Source organism: Bradyrhizobium acaciae (genome assembly GCF_020889785.1).
Taxonomy (GTDB): Bacteria; Pseudomonadota; Alphaproteobacteria; order Rhizobiales; family Xanthobacteraceae; genus Bradyrhizobium; species Bradyrhizobium acaciae.
Genome location: NZ_JACMYK010000151.1, coordinates 1 through 16,876 on the forward strand (window position 1 = coordinate 1; position 16,876 = coordinate 16,876).

The window sequence follows — 16,876 nt, forward strand, 5'->3', positions numbered from 1 at the left end:
GCGACACCATGTCGGTGTTGCAGGTGGCTCGGGTGTTGCGCCGAAAGGTCGGCAGCAAGGCGCGGCGGGTGCCGCGGTTCCAGGCGCCGGACTGGATGATGCGGCTCGCCGCGCGGCGTAATCCGCTGGCCCGCGCCGCGCTGCCGCTGCTCGGCAAGGTGCGCCGCTCGACCAGCGCCAAGGCGCAAAACCTGCTCGGCTGGCGGCCGCGCGGCAATGAGGAGATGATCGTTGCGACCGCCGAGAGCCTGATCAGGCTGGGCCTGGTCAAGGCCTGACGGCTGCGCCCGTCCAGCGTGCTTGCCAGACGCGTCGCCGAGTGCTGAATTGCCGCTTGCAGACGTCGGCGCCACCGCACCGCCGAGAATATCAGGGAGGCTGCGCAGATGGATCGGGTCCTCGCGGCCGCAAAGGCGATCGCCGCCGCGCGCCGCAACCGCGCGCCGCTCAAGGCGCTTCCGAAGGACGTGGTGCCGCTTGATGAGGCCGAAGGCTATCGCGTGCAGTACGCGCTGCACGATCTGATGCAGCCGCAGGTCGGCAGCCTCGTCGGCTACAAGATCGGCTGCACCAGCGCGGTGATGCAGGAATATATCAACATCCCGCACCCCTGCGGCGGCGGCATATTCGAGAAGGTCGTGCATGAGAGCGGTGTGCGGTTGCCGGCCGCCGACTTCGTGCATGTCGGCGTCGAATGCGAGATCGCGGTGCGGCTGGCGCGCAGTCTCGCTCCCGGCGAAGCACCGTTCACCGCCGAATGGGTCGCGGAAGCGATCGAGGCCTATTATCCCGCGATCGAGATCGTCGATGACCGCTACGTCAAATGGGAGACGCTCGGCGCGCCGACGCTGATTGCCGACGACTTCTTCGCCGCCGGCTGCGTGCTCGGTGAGGCCGTGCCACGCATCACCGTACCCGATCTACGCAAGGTCACTGGACGCGCGATCGTCAACGGCAAGGAGGAGGGGCGCGGCAGCGGCGCTGACGTGCTGGGTCATCCTCACAACGCGCTCGCCTGGCTCGCCAATCATCTCGCCGCCGAGGGTCGCGGCCTGCATGCCGGCCAGATCGTGATGACCGGCAGCCTGGTCAAGACGGTCTGGCTGAAGGCGGGCGATGCCGTCGTGATGGAGCTCGACGGTCTCGGCAAGGTGGAAGCGACGTTCACCTGAGATGACGTTACGTTGACGAGCCTGGTTCCACATAAAGAGGTCGTCCCTGCTTTCGCAGGGACGACACCGAGTGCGTGGAGCGAGGTTCAAATCGTCGGCCGCTTGCCGTCGGCGACGAGCTCGACCTTGCCGTCGACCAGCCGATAGACCGCACCGACGATTCTGAGCTTGCCCTGATCGACCGCGGCGCTGAGGATCGGCGTCGCCGATTTGAGCTTGGCGACGTTGTCGATGACGTTCTGCCGGATCGCGTTGGCGAGCCGGTCACCCGAGCTGCCTGCGGTCGCCTTCACGGCCGGCGCGATCGCATTGACCAGCGAGGGCAGATGACCGGGCAGGGTGGTGTTGTCCTTCAGCGACTTGATCGCCGCGTCGACCGCCCCGCAGCTGTCATGGCCGAGCACCACGAACAGCGGCACGCCGAGCACGGACTGCGCATATTCCAGGCTTGCGATGGTCTCGTCGCTGGCGAAATTGCCGGCGACGCGGCAGACGAACAGATCGCCACGGCCGGTGTCGAAGGCGTATTCCGGTGCGATGCGGGAGTCCGCACAACTCAGGATGCCCGCGAACGGGTTCTGTCCGCCGGCCAGCGCCGCGCGCTCGTGCTTGAAATCATGCCGCCGCGACACGCCGTCGACATAGCGGAGATTGCCCTTCACCAGCCGGTCGAGCGCCGCATCAGGCGGCAACACGTTCTGCGGCTTCGGCGGCCGCTTGGTCTCCTTGGCCCTCACAGCCGGCGCAAGGGCGAGGCTGGCCGCGGTGCACGCCGCGGCAGCGAGGAAGAAGCGCCGGGAGGTTCGGCTGGAAGGTGTGATCTCGCAGAGCCGGCACATCAAGGTTCTCCGTGAACGAGGACCGCATCCGCGCGATATGTGTAGGTCAGGCGCTGTGCCTTCGCAACGACCCGCCACATCCACAACCGTCGTCCGAGAGGTACGCTCCCTCCAGGCGTCGTCCCTGCTTTCGCAGGGACGACAGCGACGAGGATGGGCTTCGCTTCGCTCCGCCCATCCTACGAATCCACGATCCGTTCGCTGTCGTGAGATAACCATTGGGCTATGAGAATTCGACGTGGCTAGTCTCGATACGTAGCCAGCGGATAGCGTCGTGACTGGCTGGCTAGCTAGCGCTGTAGCTTCCCTATTGACTCATCCATAGCTCGCTGGCTATACGTAAATCCATAACCAGCGGGTTATTGATCGATGCCGGATGCCCATGATGTGCTGTTTCGAACGCTCGCAGACCCGACCCGGCGGGCGATCTTCGAGCGCCTGTGCCGCGAGGGCGAGCAGACCGTCGGTGCGCTGACGGCGCGGGCGAGAATTTCGCAGCCGGCGGTGTCGAAGCATCTCGGCGTGCTGAAGCAGGCCGGGCTGGTGCGCGATCGCCATGAAGGAAGGCAGACGCATTACAGCGCGCAACTCGGCGCCCTGGCGCCGCTGATCGACTGGACCAGCCAGATGGCAGGCTTCTGGCAGAACCGGTTCGACCACCTCGAAGATCTTCTCAAAAGGATGGACCAATGAACACCACCACCCGTGAGACGCGCTCCGCGATCGTCGAGCGCGAGTTTCCCCATCCGCCGGAAAAGCTCTGGCGCGCGCTGACGCAACCGCATCTGATGGAAGAGTGGCTGATGAAGAACGACTTCAAGCCCGAGGTCGGGCACAGCTTCAATCTGAGCGGCGAGTGGGGCGGCGTGCTGGACTGCAAGGTGCTCACTGTGGAGCCGCACAAGACGCTGTCCTACACCTGGAATTTCGCGCATGAGGATGCGGCCTACAATCTCGAAAGCGTGGTGGTCTTCACGCTGACGCCAACGCCGGGCGGCACCCATCTGCGCGTCGAGCAATCCGGCTTCCAGCCCCATCAGAAGCAGGCCTATGGCGGCGCCCATGCCGGGTGGAAGCAGTTCCTCGAGAAGCTGGATCGTCTGCTGGTCCGCGAGGGCTGATGATCGTTCTCTCTTCCTCGTCACCGCGAGCCAACGGGTCGGCGCGCAGCACCGCCCGATGACAGGCTCCGCGAAGCAATCCACCGTGCCGCATGCGCGGATAGATGGATTGCTTCCGCCTTCGCCGAGGCTTCGGCGGACAAGTCGTCGCTTCAGCGCAGAACATCCACCCAACAGGAGGTCACATGAACTGGAATAACTGGATCAGGCAATCGCACCGCTGGCTCTCGATCGCCTTCACGGTCGCCGTCATCATCAACATCGTCGCCATGGTCATGCAGCAGCAGGCCGTCTGGATCGGCCTGCTGGCGCTGTTCCCGCTGATCTTGATGCTGCTCAGCGGCCTGTATCTGTTCGCGTTGCCCTATCTGGCGCCGCGGCGGGGATCGACCTCGAGCTCACAAGCGTGATGCCCGGGCATCCCATGTGTGATTGCATAGGGCAGGCGGGAAACGCGAGGCAGACATGACGGCATCGGAACGTATCGACCAGATGATCGAGGATCTCACCGACTGGCGCGGCAAGACGCTTGCCAGCCTGCGCAAGAGCATCCTTGCCGCCGACCCTGATATCATCGAGGAGTGGAAGTGGATGGGCAGTCCGGTGTGGTCGCGTGACGGCATCATTGCGGTCGGCAACGCCCACAAGGGCAAGGTGAAGCTGACCTTCATGTACGGCGCACAACTCCCCGACCCCGACAAGCTGTTCAACACCGGCTTCGAGGGCAATGTGCGGCGCGCGATCGATCTGTTCGAGGACGACAAGGTCAACGCCCCGGCGCTGAAAGCGCTCATTCGTGCTGCGATCGAACTCAACCAGACCAAGTCAAGGAAGCCGGCGAAGAAGGCCGCCGCGGGCGCCCGCGCGACCGCGAAGAAGGCGTGAGCTGCGCCGGCATGCTGATTGCGGTCCATCCGTGATGATCAAGACTAGGCTCGCCACGGTGTCGGATGCGGAAGCTATCTCCGGGCTGCTCGAGGCCAACAGCGGCAACCAGGGCGGGATGTTGCTCGGACAATGGCCGCGCGAGGTGATTGCGACGCGCATCTCGAGCGGGCAGTCGATCGTGATCGCGACCGGCGAGAAGGGCCAGTTGCTCGGCGCGCTCCTGACCTCGGAGAAGGGGTTCGACGATGCCCCGCCGGTGCGGGGCATGCTGAAGGCCTGGCCGGGTGGGTCCGATGCTTATGTGTATGGTCCCGTATGCGTCTCCCAGGACGCGCGCGGTTTGGGAGTTCTGGACGCGTTATACGTCAAGCTTCAGGCGACGTTTCCCGGTCGCGAAGCGATCCTTTTCATCCGGGAAGACAATCCGCGCTCGCTCAAGGCGCATCTGCGGCTCGGCATGCGCGAGGTCGCGCGATACGAGTTCGGCGGCAAGGTTTTCATTATTCTGAGCGACGGGGCAGCTTCAGGCAATAGCCGGGCGTACCCAGCCGACTGGTCGCGCGAGCGTGCAGCCCCGGCGTCGGGCTTCACGCCTTCGTGTGAACGATGACCGGACCCGCAACCCGGTTGCGGCCCATCAAGCCTTTGTATGCACAATCACTGGACCCGCAACCGCGGTGGCCTGGCCGATCAGCAATGGGCCGAGGTTGTCGTCGATCCAGGCCAGCGCGCGGCGGTTGGCTTCCTCGGCGCCGGCATAGTTGTTGAAGACGCTGATCGCGGTGACCGTGTCGTCGCCGGCATAGACCACGTAATAGGCCATGAAGCCTTCGACGTCGCTGATGATCGGAATTGCGCCTTCCTTGATCCGGCGCGCGAGCTCCTCGGCGCTACCAGACTTCGCTTTGGCGTGACGGATGGCGGCATACATGCGTTCCTCCTTCCGGCTGCATCGATCGGTGCGCTTCGCGCACCCGCGATCGTACGCCGGGCGGGGCGGAGACGCCATCGGGATTGCGGAAAGATTAGCTGAAACGCCTCGTCACGACGGGCGTGCGGCGGTCCGGGAGCTTCGGGAGCCTCGCCAAATCCGCGCGCGTTGTCTTGGCTCTTGGCCCGGGGACGGGCTCCGGTTCGTGTTGCTGCAGAAACAGTGTGGCCTCGAACAGCACGCCGGGGGCCTGCTTGGCCGTGCCGGAGCACACCGCGCGATTGCCGTTGAAGGTGCCGGTCAGCTCCGCCTCGACCTCGTCACATCCGAACACGGTGGTGAACGGGCCGTCGGCATATCGGTGCGTCGTCCGCACCGCCGTGAAGCGGTCCTCGTCGAGCTGATATGTGCCGCCATAGGTGAACATGGCGTCCCCGCCCGAGATCCTGCCATTCGCGAGCTGGACTATTCCGGTGCCTTCGCCCCGCGGCGTCCGGAACCACGCCGCATATTGTCCGTCTCTTTGCATGACCGCCATAGAAACAGAAACCCTGCGTTGTCGTCTAGCTACGTTGCAAGCGACGGGACTTCTACTGCGGGTTGTCGCAAGGGTTAACGAACCGCAAAGGCGATCGTGCGACTTGCGCGAAGCGGTATCGGACTGGTGCGGGCGATGGCGCGAGTGCATGCCACCGGCCACAAGCGCGATGAGATCGGGTTGAATCGTCATCGCGCTTTCGCTCCTTGCTTGAGCATGATCTCCGCGCAAACGCGTTCCGCGTTTGTCGCGAGGGAAAACCGCTTCACACTTTTCCGAATCATGCTCAAATGCCACGGCCCTCGCCAGGGGAGCTGACGAGGGCCGTGTTGGTACACCGCGCCGCGCCTAGGTTCGCGACGAGATGTGGGAGCTCGTAAAAGTCTTACTCAGGCATGATCCGCTTCCGAAAGCCGGTTCGCATTTTTCGGGATCACACCGTCAGAAGGGCAAGAGCACGTCGAGGACCTGTTGACCGTAGCGCGGCTGCTGCACGTCGGTGATCTGGCCGCGGCCGCCGTAAGCGATGCGGGCCTGGGCGATCTTCGAGGAGTCGATGGTGTTGTCGCTCTGGATGTCCTCCGGACGCACGATGCCGGCCACGATCAGCTCGCGGATTTCGTAGTTGACCCGGATCTCCTGCTTGCCCTCGACCACGAGATTGCCGTTCGGCAGCAACTGCGTGACGACGGCAGCTACGTTGGTCTGCAACGCTTCCTGGCGGTTCACCGAGCCCTTGCCGTCGCTGGAGGCGGTCGATTCGGCGGTCAGGATCTTGCCGGGCAGGATCTTGTTCGCCTGGGTGATGGTCTGCGATCCAAGGAAGTTGGTGATCCCTGAGTCTTCCGAATTGGCGCGGCTGCGCTGGGTTTCGTTGGCGATCGCGGCCTTGTCGGTGATGTTCACCGTGATGGTCAGGATGTCGCCGACGCGCGCGGCGCGCTGGTCCTTGAAGAAGGCGCGGGAACCGCTGCGCCACAGCGAGTTCGGGCTGTAGGAGGCGACCTCGGGCTTCGGCATCGGCATCTGCACCGGCTTGTAGCCGGGCTGCGTGGTCGGGTTCTCGATCTCCGTCAGCTTCGGCTTTTCACCGATCTGGGAGAGACGGTCGATCGACGAGCAACCGCTGGCGATCGTGCCGAGTGCGAGCAGCGCTCCGGCCAGGATGAGGCGGTTGATACGGTACTGGGACATGAACTTTACTCGGCGTTTGGTGCGACTGAACTCAGCTTGACGGGAGCGGAATTTGAAGAGGTGGCGTCGGCTTCGGGTCCTGCTTGCGGGGTGGCGACCGAGATCGAGACCTCGCCGCGGCCGGTGACGACGCCGGAGACGGCACGCTTGGACTGCAAATTCATCACACTGACGACGTCACCCTCGGCGCCGCCGTCCATCGCCTTGCCGCGGATGGTGAGATAGATGCCGGCGGTGCGGTAGATCAGCGTGACGTTCTGGTCGCGGGTGACGAGATCGGGTTTCGCCGTGTCGGCTGTGCGCAGCGCCTGGCCGGCGCGGAGCTGGCGGCGCACCTGCATGCCGATGGTGCTGTCGCGCACCGCCGCGTCGTTGCCGATTTCGGCCTTCGGGCGGCGCTCGACCATCACGTCGGAGGCCTTCAGCACGTCGCCGCGCTCGACATTGCGCGTCAGCACGGCAGCCTCGATGGTCTCGATCGCCGTGCCGGTGAGGCGCATCTTGTAGGGTGCTGTGCCGGCATCGTTGCCGATCTCGAAGGTCACGTCGAAGCGCGTCGAGCGCGCGTCGTAGCGCACCGCGATCGGCTGCATCGTGCCGGTGTTGGTGGCCTCGAGGCGGATATCGCCGGGATCGCGGTCGAAGGTCAGCGCGATGTTGCCGGCCCGGCCGAGCCCATGGCGGCCCTCCAGCGCGCGCGACACCTGCTGCTCGATCTCCTTGCTGTCGATGGTGCGCGCAAGCCGCGTGACGGTGATTTCCTTCAGCTCGCGGGTGTCGACGCCGATCACCTGGTGGCCGCGCAGGACGTTCAGCACCTGCGCGACCGGCAGCGTGCCAGTGGTGCCGAGGTCGGGCGCGCGGTAGATCGCGATGCTGCCGGCGTTGCCGGCATTGTCGATGAGGTCGCCGACCCGCACGATGTCGTCCGCGACCGTGATGCTGGCGCGTAGCGTCGGTGTCGCGATGGTTTCGCTGCGGCTTTGCGCGGCGGCCGGCGGCACGGTCACCGCGAGGAGGGCGGCTGCGATCAGGAGTGAGCGGGCGATCATCGAGATCATCCTCAGCGGAACAGGTTGGAGGTCGACTGCATCATCTGGTCGGCCGCGGAGACCACCTTCGAGTTCATCTCGTAGGCGCGCTGCGCTGCGATCAGGTCGGAGATTTCCGAGACCACCTCGACATTGGCCTGTTCGAGGTTGCTCTGCTGCATGTCGCCATAGCCGTCGGTGTTGGCGGTGCCGTCCTGCGGCTGGCCGGAGGCCGGCGTTTCCTGGAACAAATTGTCGCCGATCGGCATCAGCCCGGCCTTGTTGATGAAGCGGGTCAGGCCGATCGTGCCGATGTTGGTCGACGCGGTCTGTCCCGGCAGCGTCACCGAAACCTGGCCCTGCGCATTGATGGTGAGGCCGGACGCGTTCTGCGGGATCGTGATCGTCGGCTGCACCAGGTTGCCCTGCGCGTTGACGATGCGGCCCTGGTTGTCCATCTGGAACGAGCCGTCGCGGGTGTAGGTGAAGGTGCCGTCGGGCATCAGGATCTTGAAGAAGCCTTCGCCGCGGATAGCGATGTCGAGGTCGTTGCCGGTCGGCGACAGGGTGCCCTGGGTCATCATGCGCGGGGTGCCGACGGTCTTGACGCCGCCGCCGAGGTCGATGCCCATCGGCATGATGGTGTTCTGGTCGGAGGCCTGCGCGCCGACCCGGCGCACGTGGTCGTAGATCAGGTCCTGGAACGCGGCGCGCTGCTTCTTATAGCCGGTGGTGCGCAGGTTCGCGATGTTGTTGGAGATCACCTGAACGGAGAGTTCCTGTGCCGCCATTCCGGTCGCAGCTGTATAAAGTGCGCGCATCGGTCAGTCCCCCGGATCAATTCGGCACGTCGGCGAGCTTATCGATCGCCGATTTGTGCAGGTCACTCTGCTGCTGGAGCAGCGAGGCGATTTGGGTGTAGGTCCGCGTGATCTCGATCATGCGGCTCATCTCGACGACGGAATTGACGTTCGACTTCTCGATGAAGCCCTGGCGGATCTGGGCTTTGGTGTCCGGCAGCGGCTGTGTGCCTTCGCCCGGCGCGTAGAGATTGGAGCCTTCCTTGAGCAGGCGCTGAGCCTGCGCGAACGAGACCAGGCGGAGCTTGCCGCGGATCGAATCGAGGCGGGACGTGCCCTCGAGCACGGAAACGTTGCCGTCGGGGGCGATGTTGACGTCGTGATCGGTCTGCTGGAACGTGATCGGGCCGGAGGTGCCGAGCACCTGGTAGCCGGAGGCGGTGACCAGCTGGCCGCGATTATTGATCTGCAGATTGCCTTCGCGGGTGTAGCGCTCGCCACCCGGCGTCTGCACCACCAGGAAGGCGTTGCCGTCGATCGCGACGTCGAGCGGGTTCTTGGTCTCTTCGGTCGGGCCCTGCGAGAAGTCGTGGAAGGTCGCGCGGTCCTGCACGAAGGACACGCGGCGGTCGCCGCCGGCGAAATTGTCCTCATGCGCGTTCGAGGACAGATATTCCTGGAACAGCGACCGGTCGGCCTTGTAGCCGTTGGTGTTCATGTTCGCGATGTTGTTGGACACGACATCCATCTGTCGTTCCAGCACCATCTGCTTCGATAGTCCGACCAGAAGCGTATTCTGCATCGGTGGTTCTCCCCTGTGAGGTGATCCGAATGCAGGTTCTCCCAAACCTTCACGCCGGACCGTCGGTAACCATTGGGCTCTCCCAAACCCTCGGGTCACGCCAGCCTCTCAGCGAAAGCCGTGCCAACTTGAAATAGTGAGATATTGTAATGGCTTAAGTGTCTGGCCAGGTGCCGGACAGGGCGGCAGAAAGGTCTTGTTGACCATGTTTGCCCGGCAGTTTTTTCCTAGTTGAAGGTAAATCCTAAGCTTCCGTTAACCATTATTACCCTAGCGTTGACGGCATTGGGGCGCGTGTGCGCCGGCGGCCTTTGTATCGCGTCTTCAAGCCAAAGCTGGGGCAAATCGCGTTCGCATCCTTCAGGATTGAAGCGGGCGGACGATGGCGGACGAGGAAAAGACGGAAGGCGGCGAAGGCGCGGTCGCTCCGAAGAAGGGCAAGCTCAAGCTGATCATTGCCGTCATCGGCTTCCTCGTCGTGCTCGGCGCAGGCGCGGGCGGCTGGTTCTTCTTCATGCGCGGCCACGGCGAGGAGCAGCACGCCGAAGCGCCGCCACCGAAGCCGCCGAGCTTCGTCGACGTGCCCGACATGCTGGTCAATCTGGTCGGGGCTCCCGGCGAGCGCGTCCAATATCTCAAGCTGAAGCTCGTGCTCGAGGTCAAGGAAGAGAAGCAGGTCGAGGCGATCAAGCCGGCGCTGCCGCGCGTCACCGACCTGTTCCAGACCTATATGCGCGAGCTGCGCCCGAGCGATCTCAACGGCTCGGCCGGCCTGTTCCGCCTCAAGGAGGAGCTGACCAAGCGCGTCAACCTCGCGCTGGCGCCGAACCAGGTCAACGCGGTGCTCTTCAAGGAAGTCGTGATCCAGTGACGGGATGGATGTAAAGCCATGGCCGGCAACGACCAGATGGACCAGGACGCCATTGCGGCCCAATGGGAAGCCTCGCTCGATTCCGAGGATCCCGCGGCGGCCGCGGCGGAAGCAGCCAAGAACGAGCTCACCGAGAACATGGCGCTGCAATGGGCCGCCATGGTCGAGGACGGCAGCCGCGACTTCGGCAGCAAGACCACCAATGGCGAGCGCGTGCTGTCGCAGGAGGAGATCGACAATCTCCTCGGCTTCACGGTCGGCGACGTCAGCCTCGACGACCATTCCGGCATCCGCGCCATCATCGATTCCGCGATGGTGTCCTACGAGCGTCTGCCGATGCTCGAAATCGTGTTCGACCGCCTGGTGCGGTTGATGACGACATCCTTGCGCAATTTCACCTCCGACAACGTCGAAGTCTCGCTCGATCGCATCACCTCGGTGCGCTTCGGCGACTACATGAACTCGATCCCGCTGCCGGCGGTGCTCTCGGTGTTCAAGGCGGAGGAGTGGGAGAATTTCGGTCTCGCCACCGTCGATTCCAGCCTGATCTATTCGATGATCGACGTGCTGCTCGGCGGCCGCCGCGGCCAGACCCAGCTGCGCATCGAGGGCCGACCCTACACCACGATCGAGACCAACCTCGTGAAGCGCCTGGTCGAGGTGGTGCTGTCGGATGCCGAGCAGGCGTTCCGGCCGCTGTCGCCGGTGACGTTCTCGATCGACCGGCTCGAGACCAATCCACGCTTCGCCGCGATCAGCCGTCCGGCCAACGCCGCGATCCTGGTGCGCCTGCGCATCGACATGGAAGACCGCGGCGGCAACGTCGAATTGCTGCTGCCCTACGCCACCATCGAACCGATCCGCAACGTGCTGTTGCAGATGTTCATGGGCGAAAAGTTCGGCCGCGACCCGATCTGGGAAGGCCATTTCGCCACCGAAGTGGCGCAGGCCGAGATTTCGGTCGACGCGGTGCTGTACGAAGCCGATATCCCGCTGAAGGAGCTGATGAAGCTCAAGGTCGGCGACACGCTGCCGCTGGATATCCGTTCCGACGCGCTGGTATCGGTTCGCTGCGGCAACGTCACCCTGACGGAAGGCCGCATGGGCCGCGTCGGCGACCGTGTCGCGATCCGCGTCACCAAGAATTTGCGTAAACCCCAAACCACCTTCGCGATGTTCGAGAAGGCGGATGAGCGGACCAAGATGATGGAGGCACCATGAGTCATGTGCTTGGACTGATAATCGAGAGTCTGGTGGCCGTGCTGCTGATGCTGACGATCGGCTATTGCTGGCTGCTCAACAAGCGCCTGCAGCGGCTCAAGGCGGACGAGCATTCGCTGAAGGCGACGATCGCCGAATTGATCACCGCGACCGAGATCGCCGAGCGGGCGATCGGCGGGTTGAAGCATGCGGTGCGCGACGTCAACGAGAACCTCGGCAACCAACTCGATGCGGCGACGCAGATGTCGGCGCAGTTGAAGAACCAGCTGGCGGAAGGCGATGGCGTGGTGCGCCGGCTGTCCAAGATCGCGCTCGCCGCGCGGCCGCCGGAGCCCACGCATGCACCGGTACAAGCAGCTGCGCCCGCCGCACCGGTGCCGCCGGCGCCCAGGGTTTCGGCCGCGCGCGGTTGCCGCGGCGGCTGAAGCCTTCACCGAGCGCAGGAGGGCCGGCGGCCTCGCTGCATGAAGTTGCTTCGTGACATCAGAGTGATGCCCGTGGTGCTGGTCGCGATCTTCGGCCTGATGGTGCTGAAGATCGCGGGCCTGGTGCTCGATGGCGGATACGTGTTTGCCGACGATGCGCCGCTGGCCGGCCCCTCTTGGGCGCAGCAGAATTTCAACTTCCCCGGCGCCGGCAAGGCGGTTGTTGACAGCAAGTCCAAGGCTGATCCCGGCGACATCACCGGGTCGGTCGAACACAAGGACGCCAAGAAGGACGAGGCGCCGAAGCCGGCCGCCCCGGCCGCGGAGCCGGCAAAGCCCGACGGTGTGCCGGTCAATCTCGATGCGCCGCCGCAAGTTTCGGCGTCCGAGCGCGCGATCCTGGAGCGGTTGCAGTCGCGCCGCCAGGAGCTCGAGACGCGCGCGCGCGAGGTCGAGATCCGCGAAAGCCTGTTGAAGGCCGCCGAGAAGCGCATCGAGGCCAAGGTCGAGGAAGCCAAGGCCAACGATGCCAAGGCGAATGCCGACGCGGCGGCAAAGACGGAAGCCGAGGCCGCGCGCTTCAAGGGCATCGTCACCATGTACGAGAACATGAAGCCGAAGGACGCCGCCAAGGTGTTCGACCGGCTCGAGATGGGCGTGCTCTACCAGATCGCCTCGCAGATCCAGCCGCGCAAGATGTCCGACATCCTCGGCCTGATGCAGCCCGAGGCCGCCGAACGGCTGACGGTGGAGCTTGCCCGCCGCGCCGGTGGCGACAAGTCGCCGTCGACCGACGATCTCCCCAAGATCGAAGGCAAGATGCTCGCCCCGAAGACGAATTGACGGGCTCTGATCGAGCAACCCGTCTATTGGCTTATGATGCTCTGCTCAGCCGTAAGCCAGATCCGATTTGACGTCGGGTTGCCGGCATCTCATCCAGATCATCGCGATCACGGTCGCGCACATCAACGGACCGACGGGTATGAGTGCGATGTAGGCAAACCCCAACACGACAAGCACGCCGTATCCGATCCGGATTGCGGAGCGATTTGAGAAAAGGGAGCCCTGTTCGGACGGGGGCGCATTCATGAGAAAGACGAGCGCAAGCGCCAGTGTCGCCATGTCGTGGATCGCGAAGTAGGGAGAGACGAGCAGCGTTCCGGCGAGCAGGCTCGCGGCCTTGACGGCGAAACTGACATTGCGGCGCCATATCATCATCGCCCAGATCGTGACTGCGGCAGCAACGGCGATGTGCACTGCCATCGCCGATCCGTAGCCAAGGCCGGCAAACCGAAGTAGACCGTAGATGCTTTGCAGCTTGTACCAGGCCAGCGTGCCGGTGAAGTGGAACTGGGTCGTCGCGAAGATTGCCGCCGCACGGAATCCCTCAAGGGTGTCCCAGCCGAAGGTCAGTCCGGTGAGGAGCATGAGGACCAGTATCGCCAAGCTGGCTGTGATGACGACGCGCCAGCGGCCAGTGGCGATCAGGACGAACGGTAGCAGGAAGCCAAATTGCGGCTTGAAGATCAGCAACGCGATCAGCAAGCCGCTGACGATCGGGCGCCTGTCCAGCGTCAGCAGGATGCCGCCGAGCAGCGATGCCGCGAGCAGCGAGCACTGGCCGACAAAGAAATCGTACAAGACGGGCGGCATCGCGAATGCCAGCAGCAGTGCGATGGAGCGCGGCCGGATGGCCCAAACAACGAGTGCCCAGCACAGCAGCTTTGCTGCGCTCCAGATCCAGAACGCGGTCGGAAACGGCAGCAGCGCGAGCGGCGCCGCTAGAAAGAAAAACACCGGCGGATAGAAGAACGGTATCGGCACTTCGTAAACCGGGAACGGCGCCTGGTTCAGACCCGGTTGAATCCGAAGGATCAGTTGCCGCAGCTGCTGCCAATCGTAGGCGGCGGCCGCGTGGCCATCGAGGGCCATGGTCCCCGCGCTCCAAAAACATGAGAAGTCGAGCCCGAGCATGAAGCTGCCGTCAACGACTTTCGGCAAGACCAGGAGCAGCGGGAAGCTCAATACGATGAGGCAGGCAATGGCCAGCGCACGGTCATATCCGCTGCGCTGGTGCGTCATTCCAATTCCATTCATGAAACAGCCAGCAGCTATAGAACATTTCGCAATATAGTCCGGTTTATACCACACCAGCGGTGCTGCAAGCGAGTGCTCCGCCGATGCCGCCGGCTTCCGCCGCAGTATCCTTAACGCGAGATGCGAAGGCCTTTTGCGCTCTGCCCGAGGGACACGATCGCCACGGAACACCGGAGTTATGATAGCGTCGAGCTGCGACTGATTTGTCGTGGAATTCGAGACGCCATGTCTCAAGCTGTTGCTTTGGGAATTGCCGATGCTGAAGGACATGCCCTGGCTGACCGCGCAGCGCGCCCGGTTGTACGTAAGTGGCATCGCACTTGTGCTGGTCCTGACCCAAGTGAGGTCGCTTTTGCTGTTTTACCGCGCCGGCGGCTATGGCGCGAATAACTTTCTGCTCGGCTCGGACTTCCTGACGTTCTGGGCTGCCTCGCTCCAGATTCTGGCCGGGCATGCCGCCGACGTCTATGTGCCCGAATTGCATCTGCTCGCGGAGCGTCCCTACCTGCGAGATGGCTACGAGGCGTTCTTCTATCCGCCGCCGATGCTGATCCTGTGCCTGCCGCTCGCGCTCGCGCCGTATTTCGTCTCGTTCTTCGTATTCATCGGTGTGACGGCGTCGTCGTTCGCCGCGGTGATCTGGCGTATCCTGCGAACGCCATGGGCCCTGGTTGCGATCCTGGCCTATGCGCCGGTCTATCTGAATGCCGTGGCCGGGCAGAACGCCTTTCTGACGGCTTCGATCCTTGGCTGCGGTCTCGGCATCATGAACCGGAGGCCAAGGCTCGCGGGCGTGATCCTCGGGCTGATGGTGATCAAGCCGCATTTGGCGCTGACCGTGCCGATCGCCCTGGTCGTCACCGGTCGCTGGCGCACGCTGATCTGGGCGGCCATTTCGTCGATTTCGCTCGTGGTGTTGTCCGCCCTGCTGTTCGGCCTCGATACTTGGCTCAAGTTCCTCGACGTCTCGCACTCGGCCGGCCAGGCGCTGGAGAACGGCGAGGTCGGGTTTTCGTTGCTGCAGAGCGTGTTCGCGGCGGCGCGCATGCTCGGCGCCGGCGCCGGCACGGCCTATGTCGTTCACGGCCTCGCGGCGCTTGGCATGGTGTGTGTGCTGGTCTGGATGTTGCGTCAGAAGATCAGCCCTGCCGCCGAACGCTCGATCATCGTGCTCGCCTGCCTCCTGGTCACGCCGTTCTCGCTGTTCTACGACATGCTCATTCTGGCGTTGCCGTTGGCCTGGATGCTGCGCGAGTGGTTAAAGGTCGGCTTTCCGGCCTGGTCGAAGATGGTGCTTGGCGTGACGTTTCTTGCGCCGATGGTCTTCTATTTGCCGGTTCTCTACCAACTGTCCGCCGTGCAGCCGCTGCCCTTTGGTGCTCCGGTCATCATCCTGTTCAGTTGGTTGCTGGTCCGGGAGAACACACAGACGCGGCGAGCGGCGCATGGCGAGCCGGGGGGCTCGGCGGTCCGGGCTCGGAGCCCGCGCACTTGAACCTCCCTAATGCCGCGGGGGGCGTCCAGTTCTGGGCCCTGATCCGGTGCGGGTATCAGCCGCGATAAATCAGGCCCAATGCGCGGCGATGAGACCCCGAACTCAAGGGCATGTGGACCGCCGCACACGACATCGCTCGAATGAAATCAAGGGCTTTGGGCTTGCGTTAACAGCTCCTTAACGCCGCCCGATCCAAGATCGGGACGCGTGGGCGAGGGCGCTTCGCGCTGGTATGGCTGGGGTCCCGAGAAGACGCTTCGAGATGGCGCGAACAGCTGCCGCTGGAACATGGTCGCTAGGCCGCGCCTGGGCGCGGACTGCGCGTCTGTGCCTGCTCGCCACCGGCCTTGCTCTGACAAACCTGACCTACTCGACCGCGGCGCGGGCCGAAGACCCGGTGCCGGGTGAGGCGACATTCTCAGCCGCCAACGGCTATGCCCGGCTGGTGCTCAGGTTGAAGGAGGATGTCGAGTCGGAGGTCACGACCGCCGGGTCGATCATCGTGATCCGCTTCAAGCGTCCGGTCGACATCCCCGTCGAGAAACTCTCGGATGCGGTGCCCGATTATGTCGGCGCCGCCCGCCGCGATCCGGACGGCTCGGCGATCCGCCTGTCGCTGGCGCGCCGCGTCACCGTCAACACCATGACGGCCGGCGAGCGCATCTTCGTCGACTTCCTGCCCGACGGCTGGACCGGCCCGCCGCCGTCGCTGCCGCAGGAGGTGATCCGGGAGCTTGCGGAGCGCGCCCGCGCCGCCGAGCGTCTGCTGCGCATCCAGCGCGCGGCCGATGCTGCCAAGAAGAAGCCGCCGATCCGCGTCCGCGCGCTGGTGCAGCCCACTTTCGTCCGTTTCGTGTTCGAGGTTCCCGACGGGGTCAGCGTGTCCTCGGTGCTGAACGAGCAGAAGCTGTCGCTGTCCTTCAACTCGGTCCTGACCTTCGATCTAGCCGACGCCAAGGTCGCCGCGCCGCCGAACGTCGCATCGATCAGCTCGCGCGCCGATACGGACACCTCGGCGGTCGACGTGACGCTGATCGGCGACGTCGATGTGCATTCGTTCCGCGACGAGAAGAACTATATCGTCGACGTCGCGTTCCAGCAGAACGAGCAGCAGCAGGCGGCGAAGCCCTCGCTCAGTTCGCTGGTGCCGGCGCCACGCGGCAAACCGAAGGGCGCGGCGGCGATTGCGCCGGTGACATCGGAAAGCATCGCGCAGCAGGCCAAGATCGAGATCAAGCCCGAGCAGGCCAAAGCGGAATCGGCCAAGCGCGAGCCGCTTAAGCCCGAGCCGCTCAAGTCCGAGCCGCCGCAGCCGCAATCCGAAGCGAGCAAATCCGAGCAGGGTGGCGGTGAACAGCCGGTGATCGCGCCCGCGAAAACCGAGCAGCCAAGGTCAGAGCTGCCCAATTCGGAGCTGCCGAAGATCGCAGCTGCACCGGCGGCCGACGTCG

18 protein-coding genes and 3 pseudogenes are annotated in these 16,876 nt (G+C 64.3%); 13 read left to right on the plus strand and 8 right to left on the minus strand.

Translation table 11 applies throughout. The features are described from left to right. Positions 1–278: pseudogene (locus tag H8A92_RS34185) on the plus strand (aldehyde reductase); the annotation flags it as partial. 108 nt (positions 279–386) lie between these two features. Beyond that, positions 387–1,172 (plus strand): 2-keto-4-pentenoate hydratase, encoded by a 786-nt coding sequence (locus H8A92_RS34190; RefSeq protein WP_229199767.1) that lies wholly within the window; start codon positions 387–389, stop codon positions 1,170–1,172. A gap of 86 nt (positions 1,173–1,258) precedes the next feature. On the opposite strand, the gene H8A92_RS34195 is transcribed toward H8A92_RS34190, so the two are convergent. Further along, complete coding sequence (locus tag H8A92_RS34195) at positions 1,259–2,011, minus strand: carbonic anhydrase (protein WP_229199768.1); 753 nt, start codon at positions 2,009–2,011, stop codon at positions 1,259–1,261. Between the two features lie 369 nt (positions 2,012–2,380). On the opposite strand from H8A92_RS34195, the gene H8A92_RS34200 reads away from it, so the two are divergent. The 5 genes from H8A92_RS34200 to H8A92_RS34220 all read left to right on the plus strand — a co-directional run bounded on the left by H8A92_RS34200 (position 2,381) and on the right by H8A92_RS34220 (position 4,630). After that, positions 2,381–2,704, plus strand: coding sequence for an ArsR/SmtB family transcription factor (locus H8A92_RS34200; RefSeq protein ID WP_163154645.1), 324 nt, complete (start codon positions 2,381–2,383; stop codon positions 2,702–2,704). Further along, positions 2,701–3,132, plus strand: a complete 432-nt coding sequence (locus H8A92_RS34205) for an SRPBCC family protein (RefSeq protein ID WP_229199769.1) — start codon at positions 2,701–2,703, stop codon at positions 3,130–3,132. Before H8A92_RS34200 ends, H8A92_RS34205 begins: the two co-directional genes overlap by 4 nt. Before the next feature lie 185 nt (positions 3,133–3,317). Continuing rightward, positions 3,318–3,542 (plus strand): hypothetical protein, encoded by a 225-nt coding sequence (locus H8A92_RS34210; protein WP_229199770.1) that lies wholly within the window; start codon positions 3,318–3,320, stop codon positions 3,540–3,542. A gap of 55 nt (positions 3,543–3,597) precedes the next feature. Continuing rightward, positions 3,598–4,017, plus strand: coding sequence for a DUF1801 domain-containing protein (locus tag H8A92_RS34215; RefSeq protein ID WP_229199771.1), 420 nt, complete (start codon positions 3,598–3,600; stop codon positions 4,015–4,017). A gap of 58 nt (positions 4,018–4,075) precedes the next feature. Further along, complete coding sequence (locus H8A92_RS34220) at positions 4,076–4,630, plus strand: GNAT family N-acetyltransferase (RefSeq protein ID WP_229199772.1); 555 nt, start codon at positions 4,076–4,078, stop codon at positions 4,628–4,630. A gap of 27 nt (positions 4,631–4,657) precedes the next feature. On the opposite strand, the gene H8A92_RS34225 is transcribed toward H8A92_RS34220, so the two are convergent. The 6 genes from H8A92_RS34225 to flgF form a co-directional block, all read right to left on the minus strand. Next, the gene (locus H8A92_RS34225) at positions 4,658–4,951 is read right to left on the minus strand and encodes an antibiotic biosynthesis monooxygenase (RefSeq protein WP_163154635.1); all 294 of its coding nucleotides are present in this window, start codon (positions 4,949–4,951) and stop codon (positions 4,658–4,660) included. 94 nt (positions 4,952–5,045) lie between these two features. Continuing rightward, a complete protein-coding gene (locus H8A92_RS34230) occupies positions 5,046–5,480 on the minus strand; it encodes a hypothetical protein (RefSeq protein WP_229199780.1) in 435 nt (144 codons plus the stop codon). Between the two features lie 450 nt (positions 5,481–5,930). After that, positions 5,931–6,683 (minus strand): flagellar basal body L-ring protein FlgH, encoded by a 753-nt coding sequence (flgH, locus tag H8A92_RS34235; protein WP_229199773.1) that lies wholly within the window; start codon positions 6,681–6,683, stop codon positions 5,931–5,933. A 5-nt stretch (positions 6,684–6,688) separates the two neighbouring features. Beyond that, positions 6,689–7,744 (minus strand): flagellar basal body P-ring formation chaperone FlgA, encoded by a 1,056-nt coding sequence (gene flgA, locus H8A92_RS34240; protein ID WP_229199774.1) that lies wholly within the window; start codon positions 7,742–7,744, stop codon positions 6,689–6,691. A gap of 2 nt (positions 7,745–7,746) precedes the next feature. Further along, the gene (gene flgG / locus H8A92_RS34245; RefSeq protein ID WP_050631042.1) at positions 7,747–8,535 is read right to left on the minus strand and encodes a flagellar basal-body rod protein FlgG; all 789 of its coding nucleotides are present in this window, start codon (positions 8,533–8,535) and stop codon (positions 7,747–7,749) included. A 16-nt stretch (positions 8,536–8,551) separates the two neighbouring features. After that, positions 8,552–9,316, minus strand: a complete 765-nt coding sequence (gene flgF / locus H8A92_RS34250) for a flagellar basal-body rod protein FlgF (protein ID WP_229199775.1) — start codon at positions 9,314–9,316, stop codon at positions 8,552–8,554. Between the two features lie 382 nt (positions 9,317–9,698). Here flgF and fliL point away from each other — a divergent pair, with 382 nt between their 5' ends. From fliL to H8A92_RS34270, 4 genes and pseudogenes are all read left to right on the plus strand, one after another. Next, positions 9,699–10,187, plus strand: coding sequence for a flagellar basal body-associated protein FliL (gene fliL, locus H8A92_RS34255; RefSeq protein WP_229199776.1), 489 nt, complete (start codon positions 9,699–9,701; stop codon positions 10,185–10,187). 18 nt (positions 10,188–10,205) lie between these two features. Then, positions 10,206–11,408 carry a flagellar motor switch protein FliM gene (fliM, locus tag H8A92_RS34260; protein ID WP_163154625.1) on the plus strand — a complete coding sequence of 401 codons (1,203 nt, stop codon included), beginning with the start codon at positions 10,206–10,208 and terminating at the stop codon, positions 11,406–11,408. Then, positions 11,405–11,876, plus strand: a pseudogene (locus H8A92_RS34265) (DUF6468 domain-containing protein). Before fliM ends, H8A92_RS34265 begins: the two are co-directional and overlap by 4 nt. Continuing rightward, complete coding sequence (locus H8A92_RS34270; RefSeq protein ID WP_229199777.1) at positions 11,873–12,676, plus strand: MotE family protein; 804 nt, start codon at positions 11,873–11,875, stop codon at positions 12,674–12,676. The pseudogene H8A92_RS34265 and the gene H8A92_RS34270 overlap by 4 nt, the downstream one beginning before the upstream one ends. A 45-nt stretch (positions 12,677–12,721) precedes the next feature. Here the strand turns inward: H8A92_RS34270 and H8A92_RS34275 are convergent, their stop codons facing one another. Next, complete coding sequence (locus H8A92_RS34275; RefSeq protein WP_229199778.1) at positions 12,722–14,200, minus strand: glycosyltransferase family 87 protein; 1,479 nt, start codon at positions 14,198–14,200, stop codon at positions 12,722–12,724. Here H8A92_RS34275 and H8A92_RS34280 point away from each other — a divergent pair. Then, on the plus strand, positions 14,187–15,425 hold the full coding sequence (locus H8A92_RS34280; protein WP_229199779.1) for a glycosyltransferase family 87 protein: 1,239 nt from the start codon (positions 14,187–14,189) through the stop codon (positions 15,423–15,425). The genes H8A92_RS34275 and H8A92_RS34280 overlap by 14 nt on opposite strands. Before the next feature lie 262 nt (positions 15,426–15,687). After that, positions 15,688–16,876, plus strand: a pseudogene (locus tag H8A92_RS34285) (tetratricopeptide repeat protein); the annotation flags it as partial.

What these genes read in the sequence shown, in the direction of transcription:
- flgG (WP_050631042.1), bottom strand. Translation starts at nt 8,535, where the DNA reads ATGCGCGCACTTTATACAGCTGCGACCGGAATGGCGGCACAGGAACTC.
- H8A92_RS34230 (WP_229199780.1), bottom strand. Translation starts at nt 5,480, where the DNA reads ATGCAAAGAGACGGACAATATGCGGCGTGGTTCCGGACGCCGCGGGGC.
- H8A92_RS34270 (WP_229199777.1), top strand. Translation starts at nt 11,873, where the DNA reads ATGAAGTTGCTTCGTGACATCAGAGTGATGCCCGTGGTGCTGGTCGCG.
- H8A92_RS34275 (WP_229199778.1), bottom strand. Translation starts at nt 14,200, where the DNA reads ATGTCCTTCAGCATCGGCAATTCCCAAAGCAACAGCTTGAGACATGGC.
- H8A92_RS34195 (WP_229199768.1), bottom strand. Translation starts at nt 2,011, where the DNA reads ATGTGCCGGCTCTGCGAGATCACACCTTCCAGCCGAACCTCCCGGCGC.
- H8A92_RS34225 (WP_163154635.1), bottom strand. Translation starts at nt 4,951, where the DNA reads ATGTATGCCGCCATCCGTCACGCCAAAGCGAAGTCTGGTAGCGCCGAG.
- H8A92_RS34200 (WP_163154645.1), top strand. Translation starts at nt 2,381, where the DNA reads ATGCCGGATGCCCATGATGTGCTGTTTCGAACGCTCGCAGACCCGACC.
- fliL (WP_229199776.1), top strand. Translation starts at nt 9,699, where the DNA reads ATGGCGGACGAGGAAAAGACGGAAGGCGGCGAAGGCGCGGTCGCTCCG.
- H8A92_RS34205 (WP_229199769.1), top strand. Translation starts at nt 2,701, where the DNA reads ATGAACACCACCACCCGTGAGACGCGCTCCGCGATCGTCGAGCGCGAG.
- H8A92_RS34190 (WP_229199767.1), top strand. Translation starts at nt 387, where the DNA reads ATGGATCGGGTCCTCGCGGCCGCAAAGGCGATCGCCGCCGCGCGCCGC.
- flgF (WP_229199775.1), bottom strand. Translation starts at nt 9,316, where the DNA reads ATGCAGAATACGCTTCTGGTCGGACTATCGAAGCAGATGGTGCTGGAA.
- fliM (WP_163154625.1), top strand. Translation starts at nt 10,206, where the DNA reads ATGGCCGGCAACGACCAGATGGACCAGGACGCCATTGCGGCCCAATGG.
- H8A92_RS34210 (WP_229199770.1), top strand. Translation starts at nt 3,318, where the DNA reads ATGAACTGGAATAACTGGATCAGGCAATCGCACCGCTGGCTCTCGATC.
- flgH (WP_229199773.1), bottom strand. Translation starts at nt 6,683, where the DNA reads ATGTCCCAGTACCGTATCAACCGCCTCATCCTGGCCGGAGCGCTGCTC.
- H8A92_RS34280 (WP_229199779.1), top strand. Translation starts at nt 14,187, where the DNA reads ATGCTGAAGGACATGCCCTGGCTGACCGCGCAGCGCGCCCGGTTGTAC.
- flgA (WP_229199774.1), bottom strand. Translation starts at nt 7,744, where the DNA reads ATGATCTCGATGATCGCCCGCTCACTCCTGATCGCAGCCGCCCTCCTC.
- H8A92_RS34215 (WP_229199771.1), top strand. Translation starts at nt 3,598, where the DNA reads ATGACGGCATCGGAACGTATCGACCAGATGATCGAGGATCTCACCGAC.